At 73.9% G+C, this 12,443-nt stretch carries 14 protein-coding genes; 8 read left to right on the forward strand and 6 right to left on the reverse strand.

The annotated features are described in order from the left end of the window. Positions 1 to 102: 102 nt before the first annotated feature. Positions 103 to 348 carry an acyl-CoA carboxylase epsilon subunit gene (locus tag DMP15_RS07130; protein ID WP_073576370.1) on the reverse strand — a complete coding sequence of 82 codons (246 nt, stop codon included), beginning with the start codon at positions 346 to 348 and terminating at the stop codon, positions 103 to 105. After that, the gene (locus tag DMP15_RS07135; protein WP_073576369.1) at positions 348 to 1,988 is read right to left on the reverse strand and encodes an acyl-CoA carboxylase subunit beta; all 1,641 of its coding nucleotides are present in this window, start codon (positions 1,986 to 1,988) and stop codon (positions 348 to 350) included. The genes DMP15_RS07130 and DMP15_RS07135 overlap by 1 nt, the downstream gene beginning before the upstream one ends. A 146-nt stretch (positions 1,989 to 2,134) precedes the next feature. Here DMP15_RS07135 and DMP15_RS07140 point away from each other — a divergent pair, with 146 nt between their 5' ends. The 3 genes from DMP15_RS07140 (at position 2,135) to DMP15_RS07150 (ending at position 4,627) form a co-directional block, all read left to right on the forward strand. Further along, on the forward strand, positions 2,135 to 2,983 hold the full coding sequence (locus DMP15_RS07140; RefSeq protein WP_073576368.1) for a biotin--[acetyl-CoA-carboxylase] ligase: 849 nt from the start codon (positions 2,135 to 2,137) through the stop codon (positions 2,981 to 2,983). Positions 2,984 to 3,062: 79 nt separating this feature from the next. Further along, entirely contained in the window at positions 3,063 to 3,698 is a 636-nt protein-coding gene (locus DMP15_RS07145) for a PH domain-containing protein (protein ID WP_337825562.1), read from the forward strand. After that, positions 3,695 to 4,627 carry a hydroxymethylglutaryl-CoA lyase gene (locus DMP15_RS07150; RefSeq protein ID WP_073576366.1) on the forward strand — a complete coding sequence of 311 codons (933 nt, stop codon included), beginning with the start codon at positions 3,695 to 3,697 and terminating at the stop codon, positions 4,625 to 4,627. The genes DMP15_RS07145 and DMP15_RS07150 overlap by 4 nt, the downstream gene beginning before the upstream one ends. Here the strand turns inward: DMP15_RS07150 and DMP15_RS07155 are convergent. Beyond that, a complete protein-coding gene (locus DMP15_RS07155) occupies positions 4,608 to 5,063 on the reverse strand; it encodes a MaoC/PaaZ C-terminal domain-containing protein (RefSeq protein WP_337825563.1) in 456 nt (151 codons plus the stop codon). The two genes, DMP15_RS07150 and DMP15_RS07155, sit on opposite strands and share 20 nt — an antisense overlap. Next, the gene (locus tag DMP15_RS07160) at positions 5,056 to 5,874 is read right to left on the reverse strand and encodes an inositol monophosphatase family protein (protein WP_051050249.1); all 819 of its coding nucleotides are present in this window, start codon (positions 5,872 to 5,874) and stop codon (positions 5,056 to 5,058) included. The genes DMP15_RS07155 and DMP15_RS07160 overlap by 8 nt, the downstream gene beginning before the upstream one ends. 65 nt (positions 5,875 to 5,939) lie before the next feature. Here DMP15_RS07160 and DMP15_RS07165 point away from each other — a divergent pair, with 65 nt between their 5' ends. Beyond that, positions 5,940 to 6,596 (forward strand): response regulator transcription factor, encoded by a 657-nt coding sequence (locus DMP15_RS07165; protein WP_062397592.1) that lies wholly within the window; start codon positions 5,940 to 5,942, stop codon positions 6,594 to 6,596. Between the two features lie 7 nt (positions 6,597 to 6,603). Next, the gene (locus DMP15_RS07170; RefSeq protein ID WP_073576363.1) at positions 6,604 to 7,878 is read left to right on the forward strand and encodes a sensor histidine kinase; all 1,275 of its coding nucleotides are present in this window, start codon (positions 6,604 to 6,606) and stop codon (positions 7,876 to 7,878) included. Between the two features lie 16 nt (positions 7,879 to 7,894). On the opposite strand, the gene DMP15_RS07175 is transcribed toward DMP15_RS07170, so the two are convergent. After that, on the reverse strand, positions 7,895 to 8,413 hold the full coding sequence (locus tag DMP15_RS07175) for a GtrA family protein (protein WP_073576362.1): 519 nt from the start codon (positions 8,411 to 8,413) through the stop codon (positions 7,895 to 7,897). Positions 8,414 to 8,447: 34 nt separating this feature from the next. Here DMP15_RS07175 and DMP15_RS07180 point away from each other — a divergent pair, with 34 nt between their 5' ends. Together DMP15_RS07180 and purE are read left to right on the forward strand one after the other, a co-directional pair. Beyond that, complete coding sequence (locus DMP15_RS07180) at positions 8,448 to 9,692, forward strand: 5-(carboxyamino)imidazole ribonucleotide synthase (protein ID WP_073576361.1); 1,245 nt, start codon at positions 8,448 to 8,450, stop codon at positions 9,690 to 9,692. Continuing rightward, positions 9,689 to 10,201 carry a 5-(carboxyamino)imidazole ribonucleotide mutase gene (purE, locus tag DMP15_RS07185; protein ID WP_073576360.1) on the forward strand — a complete coding sequence of 171 codons (513 nt, stop codon included), beginning with the start codon at positions 9,689 to 9,691 and terminating at the stop codon, positions 10,199 to 10,201. The genes DMP15_RS07180 and purE overlap by 4 nt, the downstream gene beginning before the upstream one ends. A 306-nt stretch (positions 10,202 to 10,507) precedes the next feature. Here purE and DMP15_RS07190 read toward each other — a convergent pair whose 3' ends face one another. Next, on the reverse strand, positions 10,508 to 11,215 hold the full coding sequence (locus DMP15_RS07190) for a TetR family transcriptional regulator (RefSeq protein WP_073576359.1): 708 nt from the start codon (positions 11,213 to 11,215) through the stop codon (positions 10,508 to 10,510). Positions 11,216 to 11,275: 60 nt separating this feature from the next. Between DMP15_RS07190 and DMP15_RS07195 the strand changes: the two genes are divergently transcribed. Further along, positions 11,276 to 12,430, forward strand: coding sequence for an acyl-CoA dehydrogenase (locus DMP15_RS07195; protein WP_073576837.1), 1,155 nt, complete (start codon positions 11,276 to 11,278; stop codon positions 12,428 to 12,430). Positions 12,431 to 12,443: the final 13 nt, after the last annotated feature.

Genomic DNA, 12,443 nt, shown 5'->3' on the forward strand with positions numbered 1-12,443 from the left:
ACCCCCGGGTGGACCGGCACCCCCGTGGCCGGACGCGACGACGCCCGGCCCCGGGCACGTGGTGTGCCGGGTACCGGGCGCCGGTCGGTGGTACCTACGAGGTCAGCGGGGGAGGCCGGAGGCGCGCCAGGCGCCCGGGCCCGCGTGCAGCGGTGCGCGCAGCTGGGCCGCGGGGTGCGACCACAGGTCCGGCGTCCGCGGCGGGGCGGGTGGCCCACCGGCGCTCGCCGCCGCGGCGACCACCGCGGCCAGTGCCGCGAGCTCGCGGTCGTCCGGGGTGCCGCGCACCACCCGGAACAGCGCGCGGCGCTCCTCCGGGGTCTGCTCGGTGGACTCCTCGGCGGCCATCAGAGCGGGATGTTCCCGTGCTTGCGGGTCGGGCCCTGCTCCCGCTTGGTGGACAGCATCCGCAGCGCCCGGCCGACGTAGCCGCGGGTGTGCGACGGCGGCACGACCGCGTCGATGTAGCCCCGGTCGGCGGCGATGTAGGGGTTGCAGAGGGTGTCCTCGTAGTCCTGCTGCAGCTCCGCGCGCCTGGCGGCGAGCTCGTCGCCCTCCAGGCCCTTGAGCTCCTTGCGGTAGAGGATCGACACCGCGCCCTGCGCGCCGGTGACCGCGATCTGCGCGGTCGGCCAGGCGATGTTGACGTCGGCGCCGAGGTGCTTGGAGCCCATGACGTCGTAGGCGCCGCCGTAGGCCTTGCGGGTGATGACGGTGACCTTCGGGACGGTCGCCTCGGCGTAGGCGTAGATCAGCTTCGCGCCGCGGCGGATGATGCCGTTCCACTCCTGCTCGGTGCCCGGCAGGAAGCCCGGCACGTCGACGAAGGTCAGCACCGGGATGTTGAACGCGTCGCAGGTCCGCACGAAGCGGGCGGCCTTCTCCGAGGCGTCGATGTCCAGGCAGCCGGCGAACTGGGTCGGCTGGTTCGCGACGATGCCGACGCTGCGGCCCTCGACGCGGGCGTAGCCGATCACGATGTTCGGCGCCCAGAGCTCCTGGACCTCGAGGAAGTCCTCGTCGTCGACGACCCGGTTGATGACCTCGCGGATGTCGTAGGGCGTGTTCGCCGAGTCCGGGATCAGGGTGTCGAGCTCGCGGTCGGAGTCGATGATCCCGTCCTCGATCGACCCCTCGACGGGCTCGGTGGCCGGGAACGACGGCGCCTCGGACAGGTTGTTCGACGGCAGGAAGCTCAGCAGCTGCTTGACGTAGTCGAGCGCGTCGGCCTCGTCGCCCGCCAGGTAGTGCGCCACACCGGACTTGGTGTTGTGGGCCCGGCCGCCGCCGAGCTCCTCCATGTCGACGTCCTCGCCGGTGACGGTCTTGATGACGTCCGGGCCGGTGATGAACATGTGGCTGGTCTCGTCGACCATCACGGTGAAGTCGGTGATCGCGGGGGAGTAGACCGCACCGCCCGCGCACGGGCCCATGATCAGCGAGATCTGCGGGATCACGCCCGAGCTCTGGACGTTGCGGGTGAAGATCTCGCCGTAGAGGCCGAGCGCGACCACGCCCTCCTGGATGCGGGCGCCGCCGCCGTCGTTGATGCCGACGACCGGGCAGCCGATCTTCGCGGCCACGTCCATGACCTTGACGATCTTCTCGCCGTAGACCTCGCCGAGCGCGCCGCCGAAGACGGTCGCGTCCTGGGAGAACACGGCGACCGGGCGGCCGTCGATCGTGCCGGTGCCGGTCACGACGCCGTCGCCGAACGGGCGCTTGGCGTCCATCCCGAAGTTCGTCGAGCGGTGCCGGGTCAGCGCGTCCAGCTCGACGAACGAGCCCGGGTCGAGCAGCTGGTCGATCCGCTCACGGGCGGTCTGCCGCCCCTTCGCGTGCTGCTTCTCGACCGCGGACGCCGAACCGGCGTGGACCGCGTCCTCGAAACGCTGGTAGAGATCGGCGAGCTTGCCCGCCGTGGTGTGGATGTCCGGCTCTGCCCCACCACTGTCCGGGGTCGCCATCGGCTCCGTTGCGGCGCTCATGAGGCCGGAGCTTAACCCGCAAGTAGGTTCGGCCCGGGCGTGACGTCCGACGCAGCCGACCGGGTGGCCGTCCCGCCGACACCGTTACCGATCCGTTCACCCTCCGCGGTCCCCGGCGCGTCGCGGGGCCGTTACGGTGCGCGGTGATGACGACCGGGACGAATCACGGCGACGGGACCCCGCTGGACCCGTACGCCCTGCGGACGGCCGTGCTCCGTCCCGCGGGGGGCTGGACGGCGCTCGACGTCGTCGCCTCCACCGGATCCACGAACGCCGACCTTCTGGCCGAGGCCGGGCGCGGTGCGCCGGACCGCTCGGTGCTGATCGCCGAGGACCAGGTGCGCGGCCGCGGCCGCCTCGACCGGACCTGGATCTCGCGGCCCGGGGCGGCGCTGACGATGTCGGTGCTGTGGCGCCCCGAGGGCGTGCCCGCCGACCGGCTGGGCTGGCTGCCGATGCTCGCGGGCGTCGCGCTGGCCGACGCGATCACCGAGCTCGCCCCGGACGTGCCGGTGGCCCTGAAGTGGCCCAACGACCTGCTGGTCGGGCCGGCGCGGGGCAAGGCCGCAGGGATCCTCGCCGAGATGACCGCGGTCTCCGGCGGCGGACCGGGGATCGTCCTGGGCATCGGGCTCAACATCTCGACCCCGGCCACCGACCTGCCGTGGGGCGCGACCTCGCTGGCCGCGCACGGGTTCACCGCGACCCGCGCCGAGACCGCGACCGCGCTGCTGGGACACCTGTACCGGCGCGAGGCGCAGTGGCGCGACGCCCGCGGCGACGCCGACGCCTGCGGCCTGCGCCGCGACTACCGCTCGGCCTGCGCCAGCCTCGGCTCGCGGGTGCGGGTGGAGCGCCCGGCCGGGGACCACCTCGTCGGGACGGCCGAGGACGTCGACCCGCAGGGCCGGCTGCTGGTCCACCCGGACGACGGGGCCCGCGTCGCGGTGGCGGCCGGGGACATCGTCCATCTGCGCGCGGCCGACCAGTCCTGAGTCACCCACTGCGCTGACCTGCGACGCAGCGCCCGCGCGTCGCGTGGGCGGTGGGCGCCCGGCGCCCTACCGTGGGGCTATGGCGTTCCCCGACAGCGCTCTGGACCGGGCTCTGGACCGGGCTCTGGACCGGGTTCTCGACGAGGGCGAGCACGTCGTGCTGGTCGGGCACCCGCACTGGCGGCTGGCTCTGCGCCCGGCCGCGGTGCTCGTCGGGGTCAGCGCCGTCGCCGGGTTCGGGGCCGCCGTGGTCCGGCTGCAGCCGTGGGCGCCGTGGGCCTGGCTCGTGCTCGGGGTGCTCGCCGCGCTCGTCGCGGTGCGGTTCACGCTGCTGCCGATCGCGCGCTGGCGCGCCACCCTGCTGGTCGTCACCGACCGGCGGTTCCTCGTCCGGGAGGGCCTGCTCGTCCGCGACGGCCTCGACGTGCCGATCGACCGCATCGACTCGGTCCGCGTCCGGACCGGCGCCGGGGGACGGCTGTTCGGCTGCGGCACCCTGCTGCTCGACGTCGCCGGGGAGCGGCTGCGGTTCACCGACGTCGCGGGCGTGGAACGGGTCCAGGCCCGGCTGCACCGGGAGATCGGTCTGCTCGCCGAGCGGCGCCGCAGCAACGAGAAGGAGAGCGAGCACACGGCCCGCCGTGGTCACGCCGACGCGGCCGTGCGGGGCAGGATGGAGGTTCCCGCACCGCAGCGAGAGAGGGCGTCCCTGTGAGCAACGGTCTTCCCACGACGGTGCGCGACCCCGCGCTCCCGGAGCGCGTCGAGATCTACGAGGTCGGCCCCCGCGACGGGCTGCAGAACGAGAAGACCGTCGTCCCGGTCGCGGTGAAGGCCGAGTTCCTCGACCGGCTCGCCGACGCGGGCCTGCGCACGCTGGAGGCGACCAGCTTCGTGCACCCGGCGTGGGTGCCCCAGCTCGCCGACGCCGCCGACCTGCTCGCCGTGCTCGACCGCCGCGCCGGGCTCGACTACCCCGTCCTCACCCCGAACGAGCGCGGGCTGCAGCGCGCGATCGACGCCGGCTGCGACCACGTCGCGGTGTTCGCCTCGGCCACCGAGACGTTCGCGAAGCGGAACCTGAACCGCACGCTCGACGAGCAGTTCGCGATGTTCGAGCCGACCGTGACCCGCGCGGTGTCCGAGGGTCTGCGGGTGCGGGCCTACGTGTCGATGGTGTTCGGCGACCCGTGGGAGGGCGGCGTCGACCCGGACCAGGCCGCCGCCGTCGGGGCGCGGCTGATGGAGATGGGCTGCGACCAGCTCTCCCTCGGCGACACGATCGGCGTCGCCACCCCGGCGCACGTCGGCGCGGTGCTCGACGCCTGCGTCGCCCGCGGGGTCGGCGTCGAGCGGCTCGCGGTGCACTTCCACGACACCTACGGCCAGGCGCTGTCCAACACCCTGGCCGCGCTGCGGTACGGCGTGACCACCGTCGACGCCAGCGCGGGCGGCCTGGGCGGCTGCCCCTACGCCGGGTCCGCGACCGGCAACCTCGCCACCGAGGACCTGGTGTGGATGCTCGACGGGCTCGGCGTCGACCACGGCGCCGACCTGCGGAAGCTGGTCGACACGAGCGTGTGGATGGCCGGGCACCTGGGACGGCCGTCGCCGTCGCGGGTGGTCACGGCGCTGTCGGCCTGACCTCGAACATGCCGGTGAACCGGGACCGGTACACGACCGCGCCGTCGCCGGTGCGGGTCAGCGTCCCGCGCAGCGTGATCAGGCCCATCGACGGGCGGCTGCGCGAGACGCGGGCCTCGAGGACCTCCATCTCCGCGTGCAGCTCGTCGCCCGCGAACACCGGTGCCGGCCAGGCGATCTCGTCGCCGCCGGGGGAGCCGAGCGACGCCGCGCGGGACAGCACGGCGTCGACGTAGGCGCGCATCCACAGGCTCGCGGTGAACCAGCCGGACGCGGCCAGACCGCCGAACACCCGCTCGCCCTCGGCCTCGTGCAGGTGGAACGGCTGCGGGTCGAAGCGGGCCGAGAACGCGACCATCTCGTCGCGGTCGACCACGGTCGCACCGAGGTCGACGACGGTGCCCGGGGTCAGGTCGTCGAAGTACAGCTCAGCCACGCAGCACCCCCAGCACGGCGTCGTGCAGCAGACCGTTGCTGGTCAGGCCGTGCCCGCCGGACCAGGTCGGGTTCCCGGCGAGGTCGGTCAGCCGCCCGCCCGCCTCGGCGACGACGGCGGCCGGCGCCGCCAGGTCCCACGGGTTCGCGGCGGGTTCCACCGCGACGTCGACGACCCCCTCGGCGACGAGCACGTGCTGCCAGAAGTCGCCGAACGCGCGGGACTCCCAGCAGGCCTCGGTCAGCGCGATCCAGCCCTCCCGCGACGCCGGGGACGGGTCGGTGCGGAAGGTCTCGGTGTTGGTGGTCGAGACGTAGGCGTCGGCGACGTCGGCCACCCCCGACACCGCGATCCGCTTCGGCGTCCCCGACGGCAGGTCACGCGCCCAGGCCCCGGCCCCCGCCGAGCCCCACCAGCGGCGGTGCAGCGCCGGCGCGCTCACCACACCCACCGTCGGCACGCCGTCGACGACGAGCGCGATCAGCGTCGCCCACGCAGGCACCCCGCGGGAGAAGTTCTTCGTCCCGTCGATCGGGTCGATCACCCAGCCGCGGCCGTGTGCGGTGTCGGTGGACCCGCCGCGCTCCTCCCCGAGGATCGCGTCGCCGGGGCGCTCGTGGCCCAGCGCGGCGCGGATCGCGTCCTCGGCTGCGGTGTCGGCGTCGGTCACCGGGGTGCGGTCCGGCTTGCGCTCCACCCGCAGGTCGGCGGCCCGGAAACGGGGCAGCGTGATCGCGTCGGCGAGGTCCGCCAGGCGCAGGGCGAGATCCAGATCACCGGGTTCGGCGGGCACGCATCGCTCGGGGTTCACGTTGGGCGAGCATGCCAGCTCGCACCGCCACCGTGCCCGGGGCCCGGAGCCCTATGCTCGGTGAAATGACCACCGTGGTTCTGGCCGAGGACGACGCGGCCATCGCCGAGCCGCTGTCGCGGGCCCTGCAGCGCGAGGGGTACGACGTCGACGTCGTCGCCGACGGGGTCGGCGCCGTCGACCGGGTCACCCGTGCGCAGGTCGACCTGCTCGTGCTCGACCTGGGGCTGCCCGGCATGGACGGCCTGGAGGTCTGCCGGCGGGTCCGCGCGACCCTGCCGGACCTGCCCGTCCTCATGCTCACCGCCCGTACCGACGAGGTCGACTTCGTCGTGGGGCTCGACGCCGGCGCCGACGACTACGTGTCCAAGCCGTTCCGGCTGGCCGAGCTGCTGGCCCGGGTGCGGGCGCTGCTGCGCCGCCGCACCCAGGACGTCGTCGAGGTGGACGGCCTGCGGATGGAGCTGTCCGGCCGCCGCGTCCTGCTCGACGGCGACGAGATCTCCCTGGCCAACAAGGAGTTCGAGCTGCTGCGGGTGCTGATGATCCACGCCGGCCAGGTCGTGACGCGCGAGGAGATCCTGCACGCGGTCTGGGGCGACGCGGACATGAAGTCGTCGAAGACCCTGGACATGCACATGTCGTGGCTGCGCCGCAAGATCGGCGGCGAGAAGCGGATCGCCACCGTCCGCGGCGTCGGCTTCCGGTACAACTCGGACTGAGGTCGCCGTGCGCCGCCGGATCCTGATCTCCACCCTGCTGACGGTGGCGCTGACCGCGCTGTTCCTGGGCGGCCCGCTCGCGCTCGCGACCTGGCAGCTCGTCGAGGACTTCACCCGTGCCGAGCTGACCCAGCGCCTCGAGCAGGTCACCGAGACCGTCGAGGAGTACGGCACCGGGCAGCAGTCGCAACGGCTGGTGGAGGCGGCGATCCCGCCGAACTCCCGGCTGGTCGTCGTGCCGCCGGACTCCGCCCCGATCGTCTACGGCGTGGACCGGGTCGACGACCCGGTGACCGAGTCGCTGCCGTTCGGGCCCGGCGGGATCATGGAGCTGTCCCAGCCGACCTCGGTGATGCGTTCCCAGCAGACCCAGGTGGTGGCCGTCGTCGTGCTGCTGGTGGGGTTCTCCGTCACCGTCGGCACCGGGGTCGCGGTATACACCGCGCGCCGGCTGTCCGACCCGCTGCGCGACCTCGCGGCCCGCGCCGCCCGCCTCGGTGCGGGCGACTTCCGCCGGTCCCCGGCCCGGTACGACATCGCCGAGCTCGACCGCGTCTCGGAGGTCCTGGACTCCTCGGCCACGGCGCTGTCCCAGCTGCTGCACCGCGAGCGGTCGCTGGTCGGGGACGTGTCCCACCAGCTGCGCAGCCGGATCACCGCGCTGCAGCTGCGTCTGGACGAGCTGGCCTGCCACCCCGACCCGGACGCCCGCCGCGAGGCCAACGCGGCGCTGGAGCAGACCGAGCGGCTCACCGCCGTCCTCGACGACCTGCTGGAGTCCGCGCGTGCCGCGCGGGCGGTCGGGGCGGAACCGGTCGACCTGGCCGAGGCCGTCGCCGACGCCGAGCGGGAGTGGCGCGGCCCGCTCACCGCGGCCGGCCGGTCGCTCAAGGTGCGGGTGCCCGAGGGGCTGCTCGCCCGGGTGACCGCGGCACGGCTGCGCGAGGCGATCGGGGTGCTCGTCGACAACGCGCTGCAGCACGGTGACGGCCCGGTGACGATCTCCGCGCGCACCGGGGAGAACGCGCTGCTGGTGGAGGTGTCCGACACCGGGCCCGGGGTGCCGGAGGACCTGGTGCCGCACGTGTTCGACCGGGGCATCTCGGCGCAGTCCTCGACCGGGCTGGGGCTGGCGCTGGCCCGGACGTTGGTCGAGGCCGACGGCGGCAGGCTGGAGCTGTCCCGGGCCCGGCCGCCGGTGTTCCGGCTGTACCTGCCCGCGGCCCGCACCGACGACGTCGCCGCGGCGGCCCCGGTGCCCGACCGCACCGGCCCGCGGTAGCCGGTGGCCCGGTCGCTCAGTCCTCGGTGGCCGGCGGGGGCTGGCGTCGCACGAACTGGTCCGGCCACACGAACCGGCGGAACGCCCACCAGCGGAAGGCCATCCCGACCAGGGTGCCGACGATCTGCCCGGCCACGAAGTCCGCGGACTCCTGGGCGACCAGCGAGACGAACGGCACCTGCAGCTCGAAGACGTAGCGAGAGACCCACAGCGGCGCCGAGTACACCCCGACCCCGACCCCGCTGATCACGAAGAACAGGAGGGCCTCGTGGTGCCGCTCGCGCCCGCCGCGGGTCCGGAAGGACCACTCGCGGTTCAGCACGTAGGACACCATCGTCGCCACCAGCACCGCGATCACCTTGGCGGTCACCGGCTTGTCGGCCAGCACCGTGGCCTTCAGCACCAGGAACACCACCGTGTCGATGACCCAGGTGCTGCCACCGACCATCAGGAACTTGATCAGCTCGCGGTGTTTGATCGCCTTGTCGCGGTACGGCTGGGGGATCCTGGCGAGCGTCGCCTCCACCACCGTCACGGGATCGATCGTGCCAGATTAGGCTCCCGGTCTCGTGGAGAGGGTTGACGTGCAGAAGGCCGCCTTGCCCGTCGTCGGCATGGTCGGCGGTGGCCAGCTGGCCCGGATGACCGCCCAGGCCGCCGTCGCGCTGGGGCAGACCCTGCGGGTGCTGGCCGCGTCGCCGGACGATCCGGCGGCCCGGGTGACGCCGGACGTCGTCATCGGCGACCCCGACGACGCCGCCGCGCTGCGGGAGCTCGCGACGGGCTGCTCGGCGGTCACATTCGACCACGAGGGTGTCCCGCAGGAGGTGCTGGTCCCGCTCGCCGAGGCCGGGCTGCCGCTGCGGCCGCCGCCGTCGGCGCTCGTGCACGCGCAGGACAAGCTGGTGATGCGACGACGGCTGTCGGAGATGGGCCTGCCGGTGCCCGCGTTCGCCGAGGTGTCCGCGCCCGGCGACGTCGCCGCGTTCGGGGCCGGGCACGGCTGGCCCGTCGTGCTCAAGGCCACCCGCGGCGGCTACGACGGCCGCGGTGTCTGGTTCCTGCGCGCCGGCGGCGACGACACCGACCGGCTGGTCGCCGACCTGCTCGACGCCGGCACCCCGCTGCTCGTCGAGTCCGCGGTCCCGATGACCCGCGAGCTGGCCGCGAGCGTCGCCCGCTCGCCCTTCGGCCAGGCCGCCGCGTGGCCGGTCGTCGAGACCCTGCAGGTCGACGGCCAGTGCGCCCGGGTCACCTCGCCCGCCCCCGGGCTCGACCCGGACCACGCCGCCCGGATCCAGGAACTGGCGCTGCGGATCGCGGCCGAGCTCGGCGTCGTCGGGCTGATGACGGTCGAGCTGTTCGAGACCGCGCCCGGCGAGGTCGTCGTGAACGAGCTGGCGATGCGCCCGCACAACTCCGGGCACTGGACGATCGAGGGCTCGGTCACCTCGCAGTTCGAGCAGCACCTGCGCGCGGTGCTGGACTACCCGCTCGGCTCCACCGCCCCGGTCGCCCCGGTCGCGGTGATGGCGAACGTGCTCGGTGCGGCGCAGGAGCCCGCGATGGGCATGGACGAGCGGCTGCACCACTGCTTCGCGCGCTTCCCCGAGGCGAAGGTGCACCTCTACGCCAAGGACGGCCGCCCGGCCCGCAAGATCGGCCACGTCACGGTCCTCGGCCGCGACGAGGCCGACGTGCGCACCCGCGCGGAGCTCGCCGCGGGCTGGCTGGCCACCGCGACCTGGGCGGACGGCTGGTCCGCCCACACCGGCGATCCCCGCTCCCCGCACTCCCCGGAAGGACCTCGATGACGCAGACCGGCTCCCCGCGCGTGGGCGTGATCATGGGCAGCGACTCCGACTGGCCGGTGATGGGCGCCGCGGGCGCCGCGCTCGACGAGTTCGGCGTGCCGTGGGAGGTGGGCGTCTACTCCGCCCACCGCACCCCGCAGCGGATGCTCGACTACGCCGCGTCGGCCGCCGACCGCGGCCTGCAGGCGATCGTCGCCGGGGCCGGTGGTGCCGCGCACCTGCCCGGGATGGTCGCCGCCGCGACGCCGCTGCCGGTCATCGGCGTGCCCGTGCCGCTGAAGTACCTCGACGGCCTGGACTCGCTGCTGTCGATCGTGCAGATGCCCGCCGGCGTGCCGGTGGCGACCGTCGCGGTCGGCAACGCCCGCAACGCCGGACTGCTCGCGGTGCGCATCCTCGGCGCCGGCGACGAGCGGCTCCGGCAGGCCATGGTGGAGTTCCAGGCCGACCTCGAGCGCAGCGTCCTGGACAAGGACGCGGCGCTGCGCGTGGCAGCCCGCGAGGGCTGAGGACCGGGCCGCGATTTTCCGGTGGCGCACCGCTCGATCCCGTGCGTACGGTGTCGGTACACGGGAGAGGAGGTGGTCCAGCAGATGAGCTACAGCAGGACACGTGAGGTGGCCGTCAGCTAGCACCACGTTCTGCTCCGGCGGGGAGAACCCGTCGGAGAGGCGGTCGTGGAAGCCGGTGTGGTGCCGGCGAGTTCCCGACGGTCACCCGTGATCCCCGGGTCCGAACTCTGTCCGGTTCGGTGACGCACCCTGGTGCGGCCCGGGGATCACGCATGTCCGGGGCCGGACGCCCCGGGGCCGGGCTCACCCCGTGCGTCGGGTCGACTCCCGTTCCAGGGTCCGTGCCGCGCGCTCCAGACGCCGGGTCACGTCCTCCAGGTCGGGTGCCGTGGCAGGCTCGCCCGCGTCCTCCAGCGGCAGCATCGGCGCGACCCGGCGGAAGTGGTCGACGGCGCCGGGCAGGTCGGCGTCGCGCGCGCCCTCGACCAGCCACCGGCGCAGCGCCTGGTTGTGCGCGGCGACCAGCGCCGCCGCCGTCACCGCGGCCCGCAGCTCGCCGTCCGGAAGGTCGCCCAGCCGGGCGGTGAGCTCGCGGGTGAACAGCCGTCGGTAGTGGTGCACCGACGCGGCCTCGCGGTCGCGCAGCGCCGGAACCGAGCCGACGAGCGCGAAGCGCAGCCGGGCGACCTCCGGGTCCTCGGTGTAGAGCTCGAACACCGTCTCCGCGGCACGCAGTGCCAGTGACGGCAGGGGCTCGTCGGGGTGCGCGCCGGCGAACACCTCGCCGATCCGGGCCAGACCGCGCTCGTGGTCGGGGGACAGCGCGTCCTCCTTGCCGCGGAAGTAGCGGAAGAAGGTGCGGCGCCCGACGCCCGCGGCGGCGGCGATGTCGTCGACGGTCGTGTCGTCGTAGCCGCGTTCGGTGAACAGCCGCGCGGCCGCCCCCACCAGCTCCCGCCGCACCTCGGCCCGCCCCTCGGGGGAACGCCCGCGCCGCGTGCTGGTCGTCATGGCACGGAGGGTAGCAAGGTCCCGTGACATGTGGCACGGAGTGCCGTTAGCATGGTCGGCATGAACAGCGAGTTCGACAGCTACCGGCTCAGCGACGAGCACACGGCCCTCCGCGAGGCGGTCCGGGACCTGGCGGAGAAGGAGATCGCCCCGCACGCCGCCGACGTCGACGAACAGGGCCGGTACCCCGTCGAGGCGCGCGACGCGCTGGTCAAGGCCGGTTTCCAGGCCGTGATCATCCCCGAGGAGTACGGCGGCCAGGGCGCCGACGAGCTCGCGGGCTGCATCGTGATCGAGGAGGTCGCGCGGGTCTGCGCGTCGTCGTCGCTGATCCCCGGGGTGAACGGCCTCGGGCTCACCCCGATCCTGCTGTCCGCCTCGGACGAGCTGAAGAAGCAGGTCCTGCCCTCGGTCGCCGCGGGCGAGGCGATGGTCAGCTACGCCCTCTCCGAGCGGGAGGCGGGCTCCGACGCCGCGTCGATGAAGACCCGCGCCCGCCGCGACGGCGACGAGTGGGTCCTCAACGGCACCAAGTGCTGGATCACCAACGCCGGCGAGTCGACCTGGTACACGGTCATGGCCGTCACCGACCCGGAGAAGAAGGCCAACGGGATCTCGGCGTTCGTGGTCCACTCCGACGACCCGGGCTTCGTCGTCGGCACCAAGGAGCGCAAGCTCGGCATCCACGGCTCGCCGACCCGCGAGATCCACTTCGAGGACTGCCGCATCCCGGCCGACCGGATCATCGGCGCCGAGGGCACCGGCTTCAAGACCGCGCTGCGCACGCTGGACCACACCCGCCCGACCATCGGTGCGCAGGCCGTCGGCATCGCGCAGGGCGCGCTCGACGTCGCGACGCAGTACATGAAGGAACGCAAGCAGTTCGGCAAGCACCTGGCCGAGTTCCAGGGCCTGCAGTTCATGCTCGCCGACATGGCGATGAAGGTCGAGGCCGCGCGGCAGCTCTGCTACGTCGCCGCCTCGCGGGCCGAGCGCAACGAGCCCGACCTGGGCTTCATCTCGTCGGCCGCCAAGTGCTTCGCCTCCGACACCGCGATGCAGGTGACCACCGACGCCGTCCAGCTGCTCGGCGGCGCGGGCTACACCCGCGACTTCCCGGCCGAGCGCATGATGCGCGACGCGAAGATCACGCAGATCTACGAGGGCACCAACCAGATCCAGCGCATGGTGATGGCGCGTTCCCTGCTCAAGTGACACCCTGACGCCC

It is taken from the genome of Pseudonocardia sp. UM4_GMWB1 (genome assembly GCF_017312155.1).
Lineage (GTDB): Bacteria > Actinomycetota > Actinomycetes > Mycobacteriales > Pseudonocardiaceae > Pseudonocardia > Pseudonocardia alni.

Bases quoted from the DNA above. Each gene is read 5' to 3' on its own strand.
- DMP15_RS07130 (WP_073576370.1), bottom strand. From the start codon at position 348: ATGGCCGCCGAGGAGTCCACCGAGCAGACCCCGGAGGAGCGCCGCGCG.
- DMP15_RS07135 (WP_073576369.1), bottom strand. From the start codon at position 1,988: ATGAGCGCCGCAACGGAGCCGATGGCGACCCCGGACAGTGGTGGGGCA.
- DMP15_RS07140 (WP_073576368.1), top strand. From the start codon at position 2,135: ATGACGACCGGGACGAATCACGGCGACGGGACCCCGCTGGACCCGTAC.
- DMP15_RS07145 (WP_337825562.1), top strand. From the start codon at position 3,063: ATGGCGTTCCCCGACAGCGCTCTGGACCGGGCTCTGGACCGGGCTCTG.
- DMP15_RS07165 (WP_062397592.1), top strand. From the start codon at position 5,940: ATGACCACCGTGGTTCTGGCCGAGGACGACGCGGCCATCGCCGAGCCG.
- purE (WP_073576360.1), top strand. From the start codon at position 9,689: ATGACGCAGACCGGCTCCCCGCGCGTGGGCGTGATCATGGGCAGCGAC.
- DMP15_RS07190 (WP_073576359.1), bottom strand. From the start codon at position 11,215: ATGACGACCAGCACGCGGCGCGGGCGTTCCCCCGAGGGGCGGGCCGAG.
- DMP15_RS07195 (WP_073576837.1), top strand. From the start codon at position 11,276: ATGAACAGCGAGTTCGACAGCTACCGGCTCAGCGACGAGCACACGGCC.